The sequence below is a fragment of the Corallococcus sp. AB032C genome (assembly GCF_003668935.1).
Lineage (GTDB): Bacteria > Myxococcota > Myxococcia > Myxococcales > Myxococcaceae > Corallococcus > Corallococcus exiguus.
In genome coordinates this window covers 36,579-58,623 of the sequence record NZ_RAWP01000004.1, presented here as the reverse complement: position 1 = coordinate 58,623, position 22,045 = coordinate 36,579, and the positions used below count along the sequence as shown (strand labels likewise).

The 22,045-nt window shown below is 71.0% G+C and carries 6 protein-coding genes; 2 read left to right on the top strand and 4 right to left on the bottom strand.

Annotated features, from left to right (window positions below; translation table 11 throughout):
• Nucleotides 1-180 precede the first annotated feature (180 nt).
• Nucleotides 181-1,398 carry a DUF1015 domain-containing protein gene (locus tag D7X99_RS02625; protein ID WP_121776333.1) on the top strand — a complete coding sequence of 406 codons (1,218 nt, stop codon included), beginning with the start codon at nt 181-183 and terminating at the stop codon, nt 1,396-1,398.
• A gap of 4 nt (nt 1,399-1,402) precedes the next feature.
• The gene (locus D7X99_RS02620; protein WP_121776332.1) at nt 1,403-2,650 is read left to right on the top strand and encodes a threonine synthase; all 1,248 of its coding nucleotides are present in this window, start codon (nt 1,403-1,405) and stop codon (nt 2,648-2,650) included.
• Nucleotides 2,651-2,665: 15 nt separating this feature from the next.
• On the opposite strand, the gene D7X99_RS02615 is transcribed toward D7X99_RS02620, so the two are convergent.
• Genes D7X99_RS02615 through D7X99_RS02600 form a run of 4 tightly spaced genes read right to left on the bottom strand, consistent with a single transcriptional unit; the run spans nt 2,666 to nt 22,042 of the window.
• Nucleotides 2,666-3,517 carry an aspartyl/asparaginyl beta-hydroxylase domain-containing protein gene (locus D7X99_RS02615; RefSeq protein WP_121776331.1) on the bottom strand — a complete coding sequence of 284 codons (852 nt, stop codon included), beginning with the start codon at nt 3,515-3,517 and terminating at the stop codon, nt 2,666-2,668.
• Between the two features lie 55 nt (nt 3,518-3,572).
• Nucleotides 3,573-4,898: a glycosyltransferase gene (locus D7X99_RS02610; protein ID WP_121776330.1), complete on the bottom strand. Its 1,326-nt coding sequence runs from the start codon at nt 4,896-4,898 to the stop codon at nt 3,573-3,575.
• 24 nt (nt 4,899-4,922) lie between these two features.
• Complete coding sequence (locus tag D7X99_RS02605) at nt 4,923-6,443, bottom strand: hypothetical protein (protein ID WP_120574210.1); 1,521 nt, start codon at nt 6,441-6,443, stop codon at nt 4,923-4,925.
• A complete protein-coding gene (locus D7X99_RS02600) occupies nt 6,440-22,042 on the bottom strand; it encodes a non-ribosomal peptide synthase/polyketide synthase (RefSeq protein ID WP_121776329.1) in 15,603 nt (5,200 codons plus the stop codon). Before D7X99_RS02600 ends, D7X99_RS02605 begins: the two co-directional genes overlap by 4 nt.
• Nucleotides 22,043-22,045: the final 3 nt, after the last annotated feature.

The window sequence follows — 22,045 nt, the reverse complement described above, 5'->3', positions numbered from 1 at the left end:
AACTTCCCGTCTTTCCTGGCGATTTGAGTGCTGGGGAGGCAGGCGGACGGGCGGTGGGAGGGTGCTGGCGACACGTCACGCACCGCGCGCGGAACGCTACTTCCATGTCACCGTTATCCATGGGTTGCTTGGTATTCTTTGCCAGCTTACAAAGCAGGCCTACAACCAGGAGCGACATCCGTGGCCGACCTTCAGCCGTTCCGTGGGGTCCGTCCCGCCGAGGCGCTGGGACAGACGCTGTGCACGCCCCCCTACGACGTGGTGAGCACCGCGGAAGCGCGCGCCTACGCCGACGGCAACCCGCGCAGCTTCTTCCATGTCTCGCGGCCGGAGATTGGTTTGCCGCCGGGCACGGACGAGCACTCCGAGCCCGTGTATGCGCAGGGCCGGCGCAACCTGGAGCGCTTCTTCGCCGAGGGCTGGCTGCGACAGGACGACGAGGCGTGCTTCTACCTGTACCGGCAGCGCATGGGCGCGCACGTGCAGACGGGCGTCGTCGCCCTGGCCAGGGTCGACGAGTACGACCAGGGCCTCATCCGGAAGCATGAGCTCACGCGCCCGGACAAGGAGGACGATCGCACCCGGCACATCGACACGCTCGGGGGCAATGACGAACCCGTCTTCCTCACGTATCGGGCCGTGCCGTCCATCGGCGCGCTGATGGAGGAGGGGATGCGCTCCACGCCCCAGTACGACTTCACCACCGAGGATGGCATTGGCCACACCTTCTGGAGGGTGAACGGGAGTCTCAACACGCGGCTCACGGCGGCGTTCCACGAAGTGCCCATGCTCTACATCGCGGACGGACACCACCGTTCGGCGGCGGCCTCGCGGGTCCATTCGTTGCGCAGCCAGCGCGGTGAGAGCGGCGGACACAGCCGCTTCCTCGCGGTGGTCTTCCCTCACGACCAGATGCGCATCCTCGCCTACAACCGCGTGGTGAAGGATTTGAACAGGCTGACGCCGGAGTCCTTCCTGGCGCGGCTGGGCGAGCGGTTCGAGGTGACGCGCGGGCAATCGAAGACCCAGGACCGGGCGCATCAGTTCGGCATGTATCTGGAGGGAGCCTGGTATCAGCTCACCGCCAGGCCGGGCTCGTTTGGCGCCACGCCGACGGAGGAGCTGGACGTGAGCATCCTCCAGAACAACGTGCTGGGGGCGCTCCTGGGCATCCGTGATCCGCGCAAGGACGAGCGCATCCAATTCGTGGGCGGCATCCGGGGCACGGAGGAGCTGGAGCGCCTGGTGGACTCGGGCGCGTGGCGTCTGGCCTTCTCGCTTCCTCCGACGAGCCTGGAGCAGCTCATGACCATCGCGGACGCGGGCGAGATCATGCCGCCCAAGTCCACCTGGTTCGAGCCGAAGCTGCGCAGCGGCCTCGTGCTGCACCTGTTCTGAACCCATGGGGCTCGAACATCTGGTCCGCGCGACCTGCGTGCGCTGCGGCAGCCACTACGGCACGCAAGGGCTCTACACGTGCCCTGGCTGCGGCATCGAGGGCATCTTGGACCTCGAGTATGACTATGACGCCGTGGCGCGGACGCTGACCCGCGAGGCGCTGCAGTCCCGCGTAGGGAGCCTGTGGCGCTACCTGGAGCTGCTTCCCGTGGACAGCACCCGGGAGCTGCCGCATCCCCACGTCGGCATGACGCCCATCTACGACGCGCCCCGGCTGGCGGCCGCGGTGGGCGTGAGGGCGTTGAAGGTGAAGGACGACGGCCGCAATCCCACGGCTTCCTTCAAGGACCGCGCGAGCGCTGTCGGTGTCCTCAAGGCCCGGGAGCAGGGGAGCGACGTCATCGCCTGTGCCTCGGCCGGCAACGCGGCCGCTTCGCTCGCGGGGTTCTCCGCGGCCGTGGGCTTGAAGAGCGTCATCTTCGTCCCGGAGCGCACGCCCGAGCCCAAGGTGGCGCAGGTCCTCATCTTCGGGGGCACCGTCCTGCGCGTGAAGGGCTCGTATGACGATGCCTACGCGGTCTGCCAGGACGCCTGCGCGCGCTTCGGTTGGTACAACCGCAACTGCGCGGTGAATCCCTATCTCATCGAGGGCAAGAAGACCGTGGGCCTGGAGATGGCGGAGCAGCTTGGAGAGGAATTGCCGGACTGGGTGGTCTTCTCCGTGGGCGATGGCTGCACCCTGGCCGGGGCCTGGAAGGGGCTGTGGGAGATGCACCGGCTGGGCTTCCTCTCCCGGCTGCCGCGCATGCTCGGCGTGCAGGCGCAGGGGAGCGCGCCCCTGGTGGACGAATACGTCCGGCGGGAGGGCTCCATCCGCCCGGTGGAGGCCCGGACGCTCGCGGACTCCATCGCGGTGGGACAGCCGCGCAACTGGCGCAAGGCCTTGCGCGCCATCCACGAGTCGCGGGGCGCCATGCTCGCGGTGGACGACGCGAGCATCCTGGAGGCGATGCGGAGGACGGCCCGGCTCGCGGCGGTCTTCGCCGAGCCCGCGGGCGCTTGCGCCGTAGCGGGGCTGGCCCGCGCGGTGGAGCAGGGAATCGTGGGGCGCGACGAGTCCGCGCTGGTGGTCATCACGGGCAACGGGCTCAAGGACGTCCGGAGCGCGACCGAGGCCTCCTCTCAGCCCATCGATCTGCCCGAGGACATGGCGGGCCTGGAGCAGGTGCTCCGGGCGCGCCAGTTGATTTGATTTCGCCTGGGGCCTTCAGGCGCGCTTGCCGGACGGGGGATTGCGCACGAGGTCGAACTCCTCGCCGAAGTACTCCTCCCACTTCCGTGAGTTCTGCTCGCTCCGGGTGATGTACGGCGACAGGCTGATGAGCTTCACCACCGTGCGGTTGAGCCCGGACAACACCGGCGGCAGCGGCCTCAGGAAGTCCACGAAGAGCACCACGCGGTCCCCGTCGTTCTCCTTGCGCACCTCGTGTTCGTGGGTGTCGTCGAAGATGAGGCTTTGCCCCTCGCGCCAGGAGGCCGTCTTGTCGCCCACGCGGATGTGACACGCGTCCGCGGGCTCGGGGACCAGCAGGCCCAGGTGGTAGCGCAGCACGCCCTTGTAGTGCCCGGAGTGCGGGGGGATGTGCTTGCGGCCTCGGAGGATGGAGAACATGGCGCTCGTCATGCCCGGGATGCTCTCCAGGAGACGCGTCGTTTCCGGACACCGGCGGCAGTTGTCCTCGAACTTCACCCCGTAGCCGTAGAAGACGAACGTCTTCCAGCGATCATCCGTGGTCAGCTCGCGCTGCTCGGGCATCAGGTCCTGGAAGTTGGGGATGATCTCCACCCCTCGCATCACCGCGTCCAATTCCTGTCGGATGACCTTCCAGTTGCGCTCCATGCGGCTGGTGAAGGGGAACGCCGCGGGGTCGAAGAAGGTGTTGTTTGCGTCCGGCCGCTGGTGGATGGCCTGGGTGACCTGTCTGGCAGTGAAGAGGGCCCCTTGCGTGAGGGCCGTGCCGGCCAGCTCCAGCGCCTGTTGTTTCAGCGCCTGACGCAGACCCGGGGGGCGCGGGGGGGGATTGTTCCCGGAGCTGGAGGGGCTTTGGGTGTCTTCCATGTCTGGCTTTCTGGAGAGGGATTGAAGGGTTGGAAGGGAACGGGTGGAGAAGGGCTCACGCCCGGACCATGTGCTGCTCGAGGGACTCGGCCAGCGCCTGGTCCTGTTCGGCGGCCTGGAAGCAGTCCTGCATCCGCTCCAGGGCGCCGCGGTACGAGGGCCCGCTGATGATCTCCTCCAACTGCTGGACGAGGAGGTCCGGCGTCAGCGTGTCGATGCTGGTGCGCACGCCCAACCCGTGGTGCGCGACCCGCGCTGCCATGCCGGGTTGATCCCACTGGACCGGCAACACGACCATGGGCACGCCGAAGTAGATGCACTCCTTGATGCTGTTGAAGCCGCCGTGGGTCACCATCGCGGTCGCGCGCCGCAGCATCCGCAGCTGGGGCACGTGCTTCACGGACACGAGGTTGTCCGGCGTTCCTCCTGGGACCTCCTCCGTCCACTGGTTGGTGGCGACCACGAACTGCCAGCCCGGGCGCTGGCGGGCCGCCTGGGCGACGGACTGGTGGAAGCGGCGGGCCTGATCCGCCTGGTTGACCATCGTCCCCAGCGAACACACCACCAGCGGACGCTCCTCATCGAGCCGCTCCCAGGGGAAGTCCGGCTCCTGCCGCTCCAGGTCGATGCAGGGCCCCGTGAAGTGGAGGCCGGCGGAGGGCTTCGCGCCGCGGAACTCCACGAACTCCCGCGGGCAGGGCACGAGCAGGGGCTCGTGCGCGCCGGTGACGCGGCCGCCGAAGTCCAGGCTCGACACCGGGTAGCCATGCTTGCGCGCCAGCGCGCGCCGGAACTTCATCGAGTCCGGCTCAATGCCCACCCAACTGCCCAGCGAGCCCAGCTTCGTGTCGATCAGGATGCGTCCCCAGTCCACGGTGTTCCGGACGAGCGTGGGGAGCCGCTCGTCGGGGATGAGCCCCGAGCTGGTCGGTGGCGTCCGGGGCTCCCAGCGCAGGGGGATGCTCGTGCTCAGCGCCACGGTCGGCACCCGGTGGCCGTGGAGGACGAGGGCCTGCTCCGGCTGCAGGATGTCGATGACGCCCAGGTCCGGGCGCGTCCGCTCGACGATCGCGTCGAACTCGCCCTGGAGCATCGCCTCCAGCGTCTGCGTCTGCCTGCGGGCCAGCTCGCGCAGGAACACCAGCCTGGACAGGCCGCTCAGCGTGCCCAGCCGGGCATTGCTCCTGGCCTGGAAGCCCTTCGGGTAGAGGGACTCGAAGAGGCACTCGAAGCCGAAGCCCTCCGCGCGGATGAAGTCCTCCGTGTCAGGGAGGCTGCAGTAGATGATCCGGTGGCCGCGCTTCTGGAGCGCGCGGGCCATCTTGAACGTGGGGTTGATGTGCCCGCGCGCGGGCATGGGAACGAAGAGGATGGTGGACATGCCTGCACCTGGGAAAAGGGGCGGCTAACGCGGGCCGGGGTCGCGCAGGAGGGAGGGCTCCAGGAAGGCGGAGTCCGGCGGGTACCAGGCCCACGCGCCCGGCGTGGACCCTGGCGGGCGGGCTGACTCCGGAGTCGCGAGCGACAGCACGCCCTTGTCGAAGAGCGCCTCCAGCGGCGCGAGCGGGGGGGCCCCGCGCAGGACGTCGCCCGCGGAGTTGCCCAGCACCCGCGGCAGCAGCGCCTGTTCCTCCTCGCCCAGCCGATCATCGCGGTAGTCGGAGCGGAAGCGCCCGCTGGCCGCGTCGAGCCGGCGCACGGTGGGGCTCAGCCGCACGACCAGGTCCTCGAACGCCCAGTCCGGCCGCGCGGGGTCCGACTCCAGCCGGGCGATACAGGCTCGGACGCTGGAGGAGAAGGCGGCGCGGGTGAAGGTGCGGCGGATCAGCGCGGCGCCCCGCTGGCAGGCCTCACGCAGGGGCGCTGGCGCGAGCACGTCCTGGAAGATGCGGGCCGCCAGGGAGGCGTAGGCGTCCGGGGCGCCAGCGGCCATCGCCTCGGTCTCGTGGACGAGGATGCCGTGGCCCGGCGGGAGCGCGTGGCGGTTGTTGCCCGCCCCGTTGGTGTAGACGGGACAGCCGTTGAGCACGGACTCCAGCACGTACATCCCGAAGGGCTCCGGGGTGGTGTTGTAGCAGAGCCCGAAGCGGGCCTCGCGCACGAGGCGGAAGAGGGCGGGCTGGCTCAGGTGCGGGACGGGCAGCAGCAGATCCTCCAGCGTCGCGTCCGCGGCCTGAAGCGCCTGGGCGAGCGCGTGCGCCTGGAAGGGGAAGTCGAAGCGGAGCACGTGTTGCAGCAGCGCGAAGTCCTGGGCGGCCACCACCAGCCGCACGGGAGGATGGCCGTGCTCGCGGGCTTGCGCGCGCAGGCCCAGGAGGATGGCGCAGACGGACTGCCAGTCCGCCTTGCCGGGCTGGATGGCGTGGCCCAGCACCTCGCCGCGGTCCAGCGCCTCCTGCACGGTCCGGGGCAGCTCGACGCCGGGGAGGCGCCCCTCGCCGTCGGGGGCCTCCAGGCACGGCAACGTCGGCACGAGGGTGCTTACGTTCGCGGCCCCGCGCGGATCCAGGCACCGCCGAGCGGACCAGTCCGGGGTCAGCAGCAGCGACGTGAGGGTGTCGTGGATGTAGGGCGACAGCGCCCCGTACAGGTCGATGAGCGGGTTGCCCAGCCACGTCGTGGGCTGGCCGTGGAGGCCGTGGAAGAACACGAACGTCCGCCGCGCCAGCTCCCTGTTGGGCGCGCGGATGCCCAGGCCCATGTCGCAGTAGACGGCCAGGTCCGCGGCGGGCCGGGAGTGCAGCGCCAGCACGCGCCGCGCGTTGGCCACCGGGATGCCGGAGTCCCCCGTGTTGGGGTAGTGGCGGTTGAAGCGCTCGACGTCGTGGCCGAGCGCTCGCAGCTCCTCCTCCATCCAGGCGTTGATGGCGCCCGCGACGCTCTGGAACGGCTCCGCCTCCAGGTACAGCCGGGTCCTCGTGCTCATGCGACCTCCCGTGACTTCGAGTCCGAAGGGGGCGGGGCCAGCGACCCCAGGGGCCGGTCCGGTTCCTCCACCACCTCCATCAACAGCGCCTGGAGCGCGTCCACCATCCGCGCGACCGTCGTCGCGTCGAAGAGCTCCGTGCGGTACTCCAGTTGGCCCGTGAGTCCTTCCGGGCCGTCCGTCAGCAGCAACTGCAAGTCGTTGAGCAGCAGGCCCAGGTCCGCGTCCAGCGGTTGGATCTCCAGCCCGGCCAGGGCGACCGCTGGCGCGGCGGAGGCGTGGAAGACGTAGCCGAGCGGGCTCAGCGGGCGGCGGTCCACGACGCCTGGACGCAGCAGCGACACCAGCTCCGCGTGGGGCAGGTCCTGGTGCTCGGAGGACTCCAGGTAGCTTGCGCGCACGCGCCGCAGGACCTCGCGGAAGGAGGGGTTGCCGGACAGGTCCGTGCGCAGCAGCAGGTAGCTGGCGAACATGCCCACCAGCGGCTCCAGCTCCGGGCGCGGGCGGTTGGCGTGCACGATGCCCACCACCGTGTCGCCGCACTGGAGCGTCCGCGCGAGGAACGTCTTGAAGGCCGCCAGCCCCAGCAGGAAGGGGGTGACGCTCTCGCGCCGGGCCAGCGTGTGGAACCGGGCGGACAGCGCGGGCGGGAGCGTGAAGCCGTGGCGTCCCTTGCGGAAGGTGCCGGCCTCCGGGCGCGGGCGGTCCAGGGGCAGCGACGCCGGCAAAGGCTTCTCCAGGCGGCGGCTCCACCAGCCGCGGTGGTGCTCCAGCACCTCGCCGCGCATCCACTCGCGCTGCCAGCGGGTGTAGTCGCGGTAGCTCACGGCGAGTTCCGGCAGCGGCGAGGGCTGTTCGTCGCGGAAGGCGGGGTAGAGCGCCGTCAGCTCTCGCAGCATCACTCCGCCGGACACCTGGTCGGTGAGAGCGTGGTGGACGGCGAGCATGAGGACGTGGCGGCTGTCCGTGACGCGGAAGAGGCGCGTGCGCATCAGCGGCCCGTGCTCCATGTCGAACGGGCGCCAGCCTTCTTCTTCCAGCCGAGACATCAGCGCCTGCTCGCGCGTGTCCTCGGGCAGGGGGCGGAGATCCTCCATGGGGAGTTCCCACTCCGTGGGCGGGGCCACGCGCTGTACGGGCTGACCGTCCACGCTGGGGAAGGTGGTGCGCAGCGGTTCGTGGCGGCGCACCACCTCTTCAATCGCGCGCCTCAGTGCCTCCACGTCCAGGGGGCCGTCCATGCGCAGCGGGGTGAGCACCTGGTTGTAGACGCTCCCCGCGCCCATGCGCTCCGGAGACCAGTAGGCGGCCTGCGCGTGCGAGAGGGGGACTTCGCCGTCCTCCGGGGAGGACGTGATGGGGGGCGGCCTCGCGAGTGAACCGCTGCGCGGAGCCCGGAGCCGATCCGCGAGGCGGGCCACGGTGGTGCGGTCGAACAGCTCCTGAAGCGACACGTCCACGTCGAACACTGCGCGCAGGCGTGCCACCAACTGCGTGGCCAGCAGCGAGTGGCCGCCCAGGTCGAAGAAGTCGTCGTGGATGCCCACGCGCTCCACGCCCAGCAGCTCCGCCCACAGCGTCGCGAGCAGCTCCTCCACCGTGTCGCGAGGAGCGACCTGGAGCGCTGCCCGTGCGGGCGGAGTGCCCGGGATGGGCAGCGCGCGCGTGTCCACCTTGCCGCTGGCGGTGAGGGGCAGCGCGTCCAGGAACACGAACGCCGCCGGCACCATGTACTCCGGCACTCGCGCCTTGAGCATCGCGCGCAGTGGGGCTTCGTCGGGGGACTCGTCTCGAGAGACGACGTAGGAGACGAGGCGGTGGAGGGAGGGCGAGTCTTCGCGAAGGAGGGTGAAGGCGTCGAGGACGGAGGAGTGGTCGCGAAGGAGGGAAGAGACTTCGGTGGGCTCGATGCGGAAGCCGCGCAGCTTCACCTGGGAGTCGAGGCGACCGAGGAACTCGAGGCGTCCGGAGGGCAGCCAGCGGACGCGGTCGCCGGTGCGGTAGAGGCGCTCACCCGGCTCGCGCGAGAACGGATGGGGAATGAACCTCTCCGCAGTGAGGGAGGGCTGGCCGAGGTAGCCGCGAGCAACGCCGGGGCCGGAGACGAAGAGCTCACCGGGGAGACCGATGGGGACGGGGCGAAGGAGGGAGTCGAGGACGAAGAGGCGGACGTTGGGGAAGGGAGCGCCGATGGTGGGCTGGGAGGGAATGAGCTGCGACTCGATGGAGGCGCAGACAGTCACTTCAGTAGGGCCGTAGGCGTTGAGCAGGAGGCGCTGAGGGTGGGCCCAGCGGGACGCGACGGAAGGAGGGAGTGCCTCACCCGCGGAGATGACGGTGCGCAGGGAGTCGAGGCCCGTGGGGTCGAGCTGAGCGAGGACGGACGGGGTGAGGGTGACGGCGGAGATGGAGCGGGAGCGAAGCAGGGAGTGGAGGGGCGGCCCTGGGAGGAGCTGCTCGCGAGGGGCGAGATGGAGGCAGGCACCCGCGAGGAGGGAAGAGAAGACCTCGCAGACGCAGGCATCGAAGCCGATGGAGGCGAACTGGAGGACGTGGGAGGAGGAGTCGAAGCGGTGCTCGCGAACGGCGGCGAGGGCGGTGTTGGAGAGGCCGCGGTGGGTGAGGAGGGTGCCCTTGGGCTTGCCGGTGGAGCCGGAGGTGTAGATGACGTAGGCGAGCGAGTCGGGCAGGGAGCGTGGAGGAGGCGGCTGGGTGGAACGCGAGGCCACCTGATTCCAATCCGCATCCACGCACACCAGCACTCCGCCGTGAGCCGGCAGCTCATCCGCCAGATGATCCTGGGTGACGACCACGGGGGCGCCGGAGTCGGCGAGCATGAAGGCGAGACGGTCCGAGGGAAGCGTCGGATCCAGCGGCACCCAGGCGCCACCGGCCTTGAGGACGGCGAGCATGGAGACGACGAGATCGAAGGAGCGCTCCAGGCAGAGCGCGACGCGTGTCTCGGGACCGACGCCGTATGCGCGCAGATGCCAGGCGAGCTGGTTGGCGCGTGCGTCGAGCTGCTGGAAGGAGAGGGTGTCGTCGCCAGCGGCGAGAGCAGTAGCGTCGGGAGTGCGGGCCACCTGGGCTTCGAAGAGCTGGTGGGCGAGTAGGTTCTGGGGGAAGGCCACGTCGCTGGCGTTCCACTCCACCAGCACCTGGCTCCGTGCCTCTTCCGTGAAGAGCGACAGCGCGCCCAGCGGCTGGTCGGGTGAGGCGAGCACCGCATCCAGCGCGGTGCTCCAGTGCGCCAGGAGCTGGTCGATGGCTTCCGCGCTGAAGCGCGCCGGGTCATACCCCAGCCGCAGGATCAGCTGGCGATCGGGGATGACCATCGCCGCGAGCGGATAGTTGATGCGCTCCAGGAAGCGGATGTCGCGGATCGCCAGGGCGCTGCCCCGCTCGATGACGGACGTGTCCACCGGGTAGTTTTCGAAGACGAGGAAGCTGTCGAAGAGGGACGAGCCGCGCGGCAGCTCGCTCCAGCCCTGCACCTTCACCAGCGGGCTGTGCTCGTGCTGGCGCATCTCCGCCTGCCATGACTGCAGCTCCTTCAACCACCGCAGCACCGGCACGTCCGGATCCATCCGCACGCGCACCGGCAGGGCGTTGATGAAGAGGCCCACCATGGACTCCACGTCCGTCAGCTCCGGCGGACGGCCGGAGACAGTGGTGCCGAAGACTGCGTCGGTCGTGCCCGCGCAGCGGCCGAGCACCAGCCCCCACGTCGCCTGCACCAGCGTGTTGAGCGTGAGCTGGTGGTCGCGGGCGAACGCCTGGAGCTCCAGGGTGCGCTCCGCGCTCAGGTGGATTTCCCGCTCGCCGGGAGCCAGGGGCGCCGCGTCCACGCTCACGGGCCGGGCGAGGGGCAGGGGCGTGGGCTCCGTGAAGCCTCGCAGCGACTTGCGCCAGAACGCCTCCGAGCCGGCGTCGTCCCGGCGCTGGAGCCAGGCCACGTAGTCGCGGAAGGGCGGGCTGGACCGGTCCGGGAGCGGCTCGTCGCGCAGGAGCGCCTGGTAGGTGGTGAAGAGCTCCTGGAACAGCAGGCCCAGGCTCCACCCGTCCAGCAACACGTGGTGGTACGTCCACACCATGCGCGTGACGTTCTCCTCCAGCCGGATGAGCGCCAGCCGCATCAGCGGAGGCCGGGACAGGTCGAAGCCCCGGGCGCGATCGCGGGCCAGGAAGTCCTCCAGCCGGAGCTGCTGCTCCGCGGGGGATGCGTCGCGCCAGTCCAACTCCAGCCACGGGAGCGGGGCGCGGGCGCTCACCACCTGGAGCGGCTCGGCCAGTCCCTCCCAGAAGAGCGCGGTGCGCAGCAGGGGCTGACGCTCCACCAGCCGGTCCATGGCGCGGTGGAAGGCGTCGCGGTCCAGCGGCGCGTGGAACGTCCAGGTGAGCTGCTCCAGGTACATGCCCACCTGGGGCTCGAACAGCGCGTGGAAGAGCATGCCCTGCTGCATGGGCGACAGCGGGTAGATGTCCCTCGCGAGCGGCGCCGTCTGGAGGATGCGCTCCAGGGCGCTCGGGGTGAGGCGGGCCAGCGGGAAGTCCGCGGGGGTGCGCCGTTCCGCATCCATGCCCAGGCGGCCGGCGATGATCCTCCGCAGGGCGTCGCCCCAGGCGGTGGCGAGCGCCTGGATGGTGGCGTGGGAGTGGAGCGCCTCGCTGTAGCTGACGAAGAGGTCCATCCGGCCGGAGAGCACGTAGCCGCCCGCCTCCAGCACGTGCGGCCGGCGCTCCGACTCACCGATGGTCGGACCCGCGGACTCACGCACCAGGGTGAAGGGGCCCTCGGCGCGCGAGTCCGTGTCGAACTGGCCCAGGTAGTTGAAGCTGAGCTCCGCCGCGGGCAGGGCGCGCAGCCGCCGCGCTGCTTCGTCCTCGCGCAGGTAGCGCAGCAGGCCGTGGCCCAGTCCGCGCGACGGTACCTTCGCCAGCGCCTCGCGCACGGCGCGCACCGCGTCTCCCGGACTGGCCTCGGAGGGGACCTCCAGCAGCGCCGGGTACAGCGCGGTGAACCAGCCCACCGTGCGCGACAGGTCCACGTCGTCGAAGAGGTCCTCGCGGCCGTGGCCCTCCAGGTCCACCAACTGGCGCTGCTGGCCCGTCCATGCCGCCAACGCCTGCATCAGCGCCGCGAGCAGCACGTCGTCGATGCGCGCCCGGTACGCGGCCGGCACGTCCTGCAACAGCAGGCGCGTCTCCTCCGCGCTCAGCGACACCGTCACCCCTCGCGCCGACGCGAAGGTGGCGTCGCCGCCGGCACCCTCCCGGGGCAGCGGGCGCACGCGTGAACGGGACGCGTCCAACCAGAAGGGCAGCTCCGCCGTCACCGCTGGCGAATGGGCGTGCGCCACCAGCCGCTCCGCCCAGGCCTTGAAGGACGTGCTCTTGGGAGGCAGTGACACCGCGCGCCCCTCCTGGAGCTGCCGGTACACCGTGGCCAGGTCCTCCAGCAGCGTGCGCCAGGAGACGCCGTCCACCGCGAGGTGGTGGATGACGAGCAGCAGGCGCCCGGTCTTCTCCTCCGACGGGTCCACCAGCGCCGCCGCCACCAGCGGGCCGTCCTCCAGCGACAGGCCGCGCTGCAACTCCCCGGCGACCTGCTCCAGGCGCGCCGCGTCCACCCGCCGCACCACCACTCCGCCGGGACCGGGTTCGGCGCAGGTCTGCCGCCAGCCCTCCGCCGTCCGGGTGAGGCGCAGCCGGAGCGCGTCGTGGTGCGAGAGCAGGTGACCCAGCGCCGCCTCCAGCAGCGGCACCTCCATCGGCTGGCGCAGCTCCAGCACCATGGCCTGGTTGTTGTGGTGCGGCGCCTTCAGCTCTCGCTCCACGAACCAGCGCTGGATGGGCGTGAGCGGCACCGGACCCACCACCGGCCCCTGCTCCCCGGTGGGCACGTCCGCCGGCACCACCAGCGGCGCAAGCTCCGCGATGGTCGGGTGCTGGAAGAGCTGCCGGGGCGTGAGGCGCAGGCCCACGCGGTGCGCGCGGGCGATGATCTGCAGGCTGACGATGGAGTCTCCGCCCAGCGCGAAGAAGTTGTCGTGCAGGCCCACCTTCTCCCGGCGCAGCACCTTCGCCCAGATGTCCGCCAGCTGCTGCTCGACCTCCGTCTGGGGCGCCACGAACGGTGTCCCCACCGAGCGCTCCAGCTCCGGCGCGGGCAGTGCTCTTCGGTCCACCTTGCCGTTGGACGTGAGCGGCAGCGACTCCAGCGCGACGAGCGCCGCGGGCACCATGTAGTCCGGCAGCCGCTGCTGAAGGTGCTGGCGCAGCGCCTCGATGTCCGGCGTCTGGCCCACGGCGGGCGTCACGTAGCCCACCAGCCGCTTGCCGCCCGGCGCGTCCTCGCGCGCCACCACCACCGCCTCGCGCACCGAGGGGTGCATGGCCAGCGCGGTTTCAATCTCTCCCAGCTCGATGCGGAAGCCGCGGATCTTCACCTGCAGGTCCGAGCGGCCCAGGTACTCCAGCTGCCCGTCGGCACGCACTCGCGCCAGGTCCCCCGTTTTATAGAGGCGCTCTCCGGGGCGCGTGGCGAAGGGGTGCGGCACGAAGCGCTCCGCCGTCAGCTCCGGACGGTGGAGGTATCCGCGCGCCAGGCCTGGGCCTCCCACGTACAGCTCGCCCGGGATGCCCACGGGTTGGGGCTGGAGGCGCGAGTCCAGGACGAAGGTCTGGAGGTCCGGGATGGGCACGCCCACGATGCTGCCCGAGCCCCCTTCCGCGTCGGCCGTGTGCACCACGCGGTAGGTGACGTGGACCGTCGTCTCGGTGATGCCGTACATGTTGATCAGCCGGGGCCGCGCGTCCCCGTGCCGCGCGAACCAGGGCCGCAGGCTGGCGAACTCCAGGGCCTCGCCGCCGAAGATGACGTAGCGCAGGGACAGCGCGCCGGGCTCGTCGGAGGTCGCGTCCGCGTGGAGCAGCTGGCGGAAGGCGGAGGGCGTTTGATTGAGGACCGTCACCCTCTCGCGGCGCAGCAGCGACAGGAAGCTCTCCGGCGAGCGGCTCACCCAGTAGGGCACCACCACCACGCGCCCGCCGTACAGCAGCGCGCCCCACAGCTCCCAGACGGAGAAGTCGAACGCGTACGAATGGAAGAACGTCCACACGTCCTGTGCGCCGAAGCCGTACCAGGGCTCCGTGGCGGTCATCAGGCGCACCACCTGCTCGTGCGCCAACTGCACGCCCTTGGGCCGGCCCGTGGAGCCGGAGGTGTAGATGACGTACGCCAGGTTCTCCGGGGCGACTCCCGCGTCGGGGGCGTGGACGGGCTCCGCTTCGAGGCCGCGGTCGTCCAGCAGCACCACGTGTGCGCCGTGCGCCGGCAGTGCTCCCTGGAGAGAAGTCTGGGTGACGAGCACCGGGACGCGGGTGTCCTCCAGCATGAAGGCCAGGCGATCCATGGGGTACGACGGATCCATGGGGACGTAGGCGCCGCCTGCCTTGAGGATGGCGAGCAGGCCCACCACCATGTCCAGCGAACGCTCCACGCACAGCCCGACGAGCGTCTCCGGTCCCACGCCGAAGGAGCGCAGGCGCCACGCGACCTGGTTGGCGCGCGCGTCCAGCTGCCGGTAGGTGAGGTGCTGCTCGCCGCAGGTGGCGGCGAGGGCGTCCGGCGTGAGGGCCACCTGCGCCTCGAAGCGCTGGTGCAGGGTGGGGCCTCGCGCGAAGCCCTCGCGCGGGGTGTTCCACTCCACCAGGTGCTGGTGGCGCTCGGCTTCGGTGAGCAGCGGCAGCTCCGCCACGCGCCGCTCCGGGTGGACGGTGACGTCGCGCAGCAGCACCTCCAGGTGCCCCAGCAGCCGCGTCGCTGTGGCCGGTTCGAAGAGGTCGGCGTTGTACTCCAGCCCCAACTGCTGGCCCTGCTCGCTGTCGGTGACGTAGAGGGTGAGGTCGAACTTGGCGGTGCGCCCCTCCACGGGCAGCGGGCGCATCGTCAGCCCCGGCAGGGCCCGCTCCAGCTCCAGGCCGTGCTGGTGGACCAGCATCACCTGGAACAGCGGCGTGCGGCTCAGGTCGCGCTCCGGTTGGAGCGTCTCCACCAGCCGCTCGAAGGGCACGTCCTGATGGGAGAAGGCGCCCAGCACCGCGTCACGCGCCTGGGCTAGCAGCTCGCGGAACGAACGCTCGCCGTCGATGCGAGCACGCAGCACCAGCGTGTTGATGAAGAGGCCGATGAGCCCCTCCAGCTCCGAGCGCCCGCGGCCGGACACGGGCGTGCCCACGCCCAGGTCGTCCTGGCCGGAGTAGCGGTACAGCAGCGCCTGGAGCGCGGCCAGGTATGTGGTGAAGGGCGTGACGCCCTCGCGGCGGTGGAAGGCGCGCAGTGCGTCCGACAGGTCGCGCGGCAGCCGGCGGGTGGCCACCGCTCCTCGCGACGTGACGAGCGCGGGGCGCGGCCGGTCCGTGGGCAGCTCCAGCGCCCGGGGCATCCCGTCCAGTTGCTGGCGCCACCAGCCGAGCTGCGCGTCGAGCACATCCCCCTGGAGCCAGGAGCGCTGCCACACGGCGTAATCCGCGTACTGCACCGGCAGCGGTGGAAGCGGTGAAGGTTCGTCGCGGAGGAAGGCGTCGTGGAGCACGGCCAGCTCGCGCAGGAGCACCTCCAGCGACCAGCCATCGGAGACGATGTGGTGCAGCGTCAGGAGCAGCACGTGGCGCCGGGGCTCCAGGCGCAGCATCGTGACGCGCATCAAGGGGCCACGGGCGAGGTCGAAGGGCCGGTGCGCCTCTTCGACGGCGAGCCTGCGCGCCTCCTGCTCGCGCTCCGTCGCGGGCAGCGCCTCCAGGTCCACCACGGGGAGGGGCGCGGCGGCCTCCGCGTGCACGCGCTGCTCTCCGCCGTGATCGCCCTGGAGGAACGTCGTGCGCAGCGGTTCGTGGCGCCGGACGAGCTCCTGGAAGCACCGCTCCAGAAGGCCTGCGTCCAACTCTCCCTCCAGCTCCAGCGCGGCGGGGATGTTGTAGAGCGGGCTGCCGGGCTGCCACTGATCCAGGAACCACAGGCGCTGCTGGGAGAAGGACAGGGGCAGCGCGCCGTCGCGCGGCACGGGGCGAGGGGCCGGAGTTGAGCCTTCCTCGGGAGTCCGTGTGTCCACCAGGACGGCGAGCTTCGCGACCGTGGGCGCGTCGAAGAAGGCGCGCAGGGGCAGCTCCACGCCGAAGGTCTCCTGCACGCGAGCCACCAGGCGCGTGGCGAGCAGGGAGTGGCCACCGAGCGCGAAGAAATCATCGTGCGGGCCCACGCGCTCCAGCCGCAGCACGCGAGCGAAGAGGCCGCACAGCAGCTGCTCAGTGCGGGTCCGTGGCGGGGCGGCGGCGCGCGTCGCCTCCATCGCGGCGGTGGGCGCGGGCAGGGCCCGGCGCTCCAGCTTGCCGTTGGCGGAGAGCGGCAGCGCGGCCATCACCACGAAGGCCGCGGGCACCATGTACTCGGGCAGCCGCTGCTGGAGGTGCTGGCGCAGCGTGGCTGTGTCGGCCTCTTGGCTCGGGCCAGGCACCACGTAGGCCACCAGACGCGGATCGCCCGGAACGTCCTCGCGTGCGACCACCACGGCCTCTCGCACGGCGGGGTGCAGGCCGAGGCAGGCTTCGATTTCGCCCAGCTCGATGCGGAAGCCGCGCAGCTTCACCTGGAAGTCGGTGCGGCCCAGGTACTCGATGGCTCCGTCGGGCCGGTAGCGCGCCAGGTCTCCCGTCCGGTAGAGGCGCGCACCGGGCTGTGTGCCGACGGGGTCCGGCACGAAGCGCTCGGCGGTGAGGTCCGGCCGGTGGTGATAGCCGCGCGCCAGGCCCAGGCCTCCAATGTAGAGCTCGCCCGGGATGCCCATGGGCACGGGGCGAAGCCTCGCGTCGAGGACGTGCAGGCGCAGGTTCGTGATGGGACGGCCAATGGGGACCGTGCGCGACGGGTCGCCGCGCTCGCACGTCCAATGCGTGACGTCGACGGCCGCCTCCGTGGGGCCGTAGAGGTTGAACAGCCGCGCTGGCAGCCGCTCCAGGCACCGGCGCGCCAGATCCGCGGGCAGGGCTTCGCCGCTGGAGAAGATGCGCTGGAGGGAGGCGCAGGACTCCAGCCCCGGCTGCTCCAGGAAGACCTGGAGCATGGACGGCACGAAGTGCAGCGTGGTGATGCGCTCCTCGGCGATGGTGCGCGCCAGGTAAGCAGCGTCCTGGTGGCCTCCGGGGCGAGCCATGACCAGCCGCGCGCCGGTCATCAGCGGCCAGAAGAACTCCCACACGGAGACGTCGAAGCCGAAGGGCGTCTTCTGCAGGACGGCGTCGTCGGGCGTGAGCGAATAGGCGGACTGCATCCACGCCAGCCGGTTGTGGATCGCGGCGTGGGTGTTGAGCGCGCCCTTGGGCCGGCCGGTGGAGCCCGACGTGTAGATGATGTACGCGGCGCCCTCGGGCGCGACGGTCACGTGGGGGCGGTGCGTGGGCGCGCTCGCGACGGTGTCCCAGTCCGAGTCCAGGCACACCACGCGCCCGGAGGTCGCGGGCAGTGAGGGCTTCAGACTCTTCTGGGTGAGGAGCACCGGGGCGGCGGCGTCTTCCAACATGAAGGCCAGGCGCTCGGCCGGGTACGACGGATCCATCGGCACCCAGGCGCCGCCCGCCTTGAGGATGGCGAGCAGGCCCACCACCATCTCCAGCGAGCGCTCCAGGCACACGGCCACCGGCACCTCCGGGCCCACGCCCAGCGAGCGCAGGTGGTGCGCGAGCTGGTTGGCGCGGGTGTCCAGCTCCCGATACGTGAGCCGCTGGCCTTCGAACACGACCGCCGGTGCGTCCGGCGTGCGGTCCACCTGGGCCTCCACGAGCTCGTGCAGGCTCGCTCCGGCCGGTGCCTGCGTGCCGGTGTCGTTCCACGCCACGAGCAGCGTCTGGCGCTCGGCGGGCGTGAGCAGCGGCAGCTCGGAGAGGGGCGCTTCCGGCCGCGCCACGATGCCGGTGAGCAGCTCCTGCAGGTGGCCGGCCATGCGGGCCACCGTGGCCGCGTCGTAGAGGTCGGTGTTGTATTCGAAGGAGAGGCCCAGCCCTTCGGGGTGGTCGGTGAAGGCCAGCGACAGGTCGAAGCGCGCGGTGCGGCTTTCCACCTCCAGCGGGAGCAGGGTGAGGCCCGGCATCGCGCCGGTGAGCTCCAGCCCCTGCTGGTAGATGATCATCACCTGGAAGAGCGGTGAGCGGCTGGGGTCGCGCTTCGGCTGGAGCGCCTCCACGAGCTTCTCGAAGGGCACGTCCTGGTGCGCGAGCGCGCCGAGCGTGGACTCGCGCGCCTGGGCGAGCAGCTCCCGGAAGGAGAGCCCCGGCCGTGGCCGTGCGCGCAGGACCACGGTGTTGATGAAGAACCCGATGAGCCCTTCCAGCCCCTGCTGCTCACGGCCCTCCACGGGCGTGCCGAGCGCGAAGTCCTCCTGGCCGGAGTAGCGGTGCAGCAGCACCTGCGTGGCCGCCAGCAGCGTCACGAAAGGCGTGACGCCCTCGCGGCGGTGGAAGGCGCGCAGGGAATCGGAGAGGGCGCGCGACAGCCGGGTCTCGCTCACGGCGCCGCGGTGGCCCTGGGTCGCGGGCCGGGGGCGATCCGTGGGCAGCTCCAGCGCCTGGGGCATCCCGTCCAACTGCTGGCGCCACCAGCCGAGCCGCGCGTCGAGCACGTCGCCCTGAAGCCAGGAGCGCTGCCACACGGCGTAATCCGCGTACTGCACCGGCAGCGGTGGAAGCGGCGACGGCTGTCCCCGCTGGAAGGCGTCGTAGAGCGCGGCCACCTCGCGGAGCAGCACCTGGATGGAGCGATCATCCGAGACGATGTGGTGCATCACCCCGAGGAGCACGTGCTCATGCTCCTCCAGCCGCAACAGCGTGAGTCGCACGACGGGTCCCGCAGACAGGTCGAAGGGCCGCTGCGCCTCCGCGTCGGCGAGCCTGCGCGCCTCGGGCATCCGCTCGGCGGTGGGCAGGCTGCTCAGGTCGATGACTTGAATCGGGATGGGCCGCGCCGGGTGGATGACCTGATGGGGCTCCTCCTCCGTGGAGTCGAAGGTGGTGCGCAGGGATTCGTGACGGCGGATCAGCTCGTCAAAGGCGGACTGGAGCGCAGGGAGCTGAAGGGGGCCGAGGAGCCGGAGCGCAGAGGGGACGTTGTAGAAGGCGCTCTGGGGCTGCCAGCGGTCGAGGAACCAGAGTCGCTGCTGGGCGAAGGAGAGAGGCGGGGGCGCGCCATCGCGAGGTGAGGGGCGAAGAGGAGGCGCGGCGGAAGAGAAGGAGGAGTCGCGAAGGGCATCGAGGCGCTGGGCGAGGAGCGCGGGAGAGGAGGCCTCGAAGAGGGCGCGAAGGGGCAGCTCCAGGCCGAGGGCTTCGCGCACATGGGCGACGAGGCGGGTGGCCAGAAGGGAATGGCCACCGAGCGCGAAGAAGTCGTCGTCGATGCCGACGCGCTCCAGCCGCAGCAGGCGAGCGAAGAGGCCGCAGAGGAGGGCCTCGGTGCGCGTGCGGGGCGGGACGAAGGATGCGGCGCGAGAGGCATCTGCGTCGGGGAGAGGAAGGGCCTTGCGGTCCACCTTGCCGTTGGAGCTGAGGGGCAGGGCGTCGAGGAGGACGAAGGCCGAAGGCACCATGTACTCGGGCAGGTGCGAGGCGAGAGACGCGCGGACTTCGGAGACGTCGAGAGGCAGTCCCGGGCGCGGACAGAGGTACGCGACGAGACGCGCGTCACCGGGCGAGTCCTGGCGCACGAGGACGACGACATCACGCACGGCGGGCAGCCCGCGCAAAGAGGCTTCGATTTCACCCAGTTCGATGCGGAAGCCGCGCAGCTTCACCTGGAAGTCGATGCGGCCCAGGAAGTCGAGGGAGCCGTCAGGCAGCCAGCGGACGCGGTCACCGGTGCGGTAGAGGCGCGCGCCAGGCGAGGAGGAGAAAGGGTCCGGAATGAAGGAGACGGCAGTGCGAGAGGGGTCGAAGAGGTAGCCGCGACCGACACCCGTGCCCGCGACGAAGAGCTCGCCGGGGATGCCGACGGGGCAGGGGCGCAGAAGAGAGTCGAGGACGTAGAGGCGGGTGTTGCAGACGGGGCGGCCGATGGGGACGACGGAGGAGGCCGGAGGAGAGGAGAGGAAGGCGTGGGTGACGTCGTCGGAGCACTCGGTGGGGCCGTAGGCGTTGACGAGAGGAATGGACGGCCACGCGAGGAGCCAGCGGCGAGCGGTTTCCGCCGGAAGGGCCTCACCGGTGGGAAGCATGAAGCGCAGGTGCGAGAGAGCGGGGCGGGAAGGGCCGCGAGAGTCCGCCTCCTCGAGCAGGGCATTCAGCAGCGAGGGCACGGACTCGACGATGGAGACGGTGTGAGCCTCCAGCGCGTCGAGGAGGGCGGAAGGTGAGTGGGCGACGTCATCGCCCAGCACCAGCGTCTGGCCACCAACGAGCAGGGCGACGAAGGACTGCCAGACGGAGATGTCGAAGCACTGGGAGGCCGTCTGCGCGACGACGTCCTTGGGTCCGAGGCCGAGAGCAAGCACCTTGGCATGCAGGTGGTTGAGCATGCCGCGCTGCTCGACCATGGCGCCCTTGGGAGTGCCGGTGGAGCCAGAGGTGAAGATGACGTAGGCGAGGTGCGAAGGAGACGCGCGAGGCGAGAGGCGCGAAGAAGGAACGTCCGCGTTCAGGGAGGCTTCGAGCGAAAGGACGCGCGGGCGAGAGTCCTCGGGCAATAGCGCGAGGGCGGAGGAAAGCAGCGGCGCGAAGACATCCGCGACGAGGACGAAGGGAGCGCGGCTGAGGGAGAGAATCTGGGCGAGGCGCTGGGGAGGGTGGAGCGGGTCGAGCGGAAGCCAGGCCGCGCCGGCCTTGAGGACGCCGAGGTTGGAGGCGACGAAGTCGCAGCCACGAGGAGCCAGCAGGGCGACGAGGGAGTCGGGCTGGACGCCGGAGGCGACGAGGAGGTGGGCGAGGCGGTTGGAGCGAGCGTCGAGGGCGCAGTAGCTGAAGGAAGAAGACGCGTCGCGGACGGCGACAGCGTCGGGAGCGCGGTCGGCCTGAGCCTCGAAGAGCTGGTGGAAGCAGACGTCGAGGGGCACGTCGGCGTGGGTGCGGTTGAAGTCGAGGAGCACCTGGCGCTGCTCGGCCTCGGGCATGAGGGGCAGTGAGGCCAGGGGCGCCTCGGGGCGCGCGACAGCGGCCTCCAGCACCGTGCGCAGGTGCTGGGTGAGGCGCGCGATGGTCGCCTCCTCGAACAGGTCGGTGCTATACTCCACGTGACCGACGAGCCCGCCTCGCTCCACCTCCACCAGCGACAGGGTGAGGTCGAACATCGACCGGCCCGCGGTGCTCTTGATGGCCTCCAGCGCCAGGCCTCCCAGTTGGGGACGGCCCTGCGGCTTCTGGAGGATGAGCATCACCTGGAACAGCGGCGTGTAGCTGAGGCTGCGCCGGGGCTGGAGCTCCTCCACCAGCTTCTCGAAGGGCACGTCCTGGTTGTCGAACGCGCCCGTCGCGGCCTCACGCACCCGGCCCAGCAGCCCCAGGAAGGTGGGCTCGCCGGACAGGTCCGTGCGCAGCACCAGCGTGTTGAGGAAGAAGCCGATGAGGCCCTCCAACTCGGCCTGGCTCCGGCCGGCGCTGGGCGTGCCCACGCAGACCTCGTCCTGCCCCGAGTACCGGTGCAGCACCGTCTGGAAGGCCGCGAGCAGCACCATGTAGAGCGTGGCTCCGCTGCGCCGGCCCAGCGCCTTGAGCTGCTCCACCAGCGCGGCGGGCAGCTCCACGCGCAGCTCCGCCCCCTGGAACGTCTGCACGGCCGGACGCGGCCAGTCCGTGGGCAGCTCCAGCACCTGAGGCGCTCCGCTCAGCCGCGCCTTCCAGTAGTCCAGCTGACGCCGCAGGGGCTCGCCCTCGCGTCCTTGCTGCTGGCGCGCGAAGTCCGCGTACTGCAACGGCAGGGCTGGGAGCACCGGCGCGGTGCCGGCGACGAAGGACTCGTAGAAGACGCCCACCTCGCGGATCAGCACTTCGATGGACCAGCCGTCGGAGACGATGTGGTGCATCGTCAGGAGCAGCACGTGCTCCTCCGGCGACAACCGCAGCAGCCGGGTGCGCAGCAGCGGGCCGCGCGTCACGTCGAACGGCCTCCGCGCCTCCTCCGCCATCCGCTTGCGCGTCTGCTCCTCGCGCTGCTCCAGCGGCAGGCCCGTCAGGTCCTCCGGTGCCAGCGCCAGCGCCAGTGACGGCTCCGCCACCTGCACGGGCTGGCCGTCCTGCTCCATGAAGCGCGTCCGCAGCGATTCGTGGCGCTCCACGAGCGCGTTGAAGGCGCGTCCCAGGGCCTTCACGTCCAGCGGCCCGCGCAGGCGGAACGCGGCCGGGAGGTTGAACAGTGTCGTCCCGGGCTCCATCCGGTCCAGGAACCACAGCCGCTGCTGGGCGAAGGACAGCGGCGACGGTTCGGACGCCGCGCGCGCGGGCCTCGGGGCCGGTGCAAGGTCCTTCGCCGGCGCACCGGAGGCCTGCTGCCGCTCGGCCATCTTGCGCAGCAGTTGCTCGCGCTTTTCGGGAGGAAGGTGGGCGATCCGGTTGCGAATGTCGCTCATGGT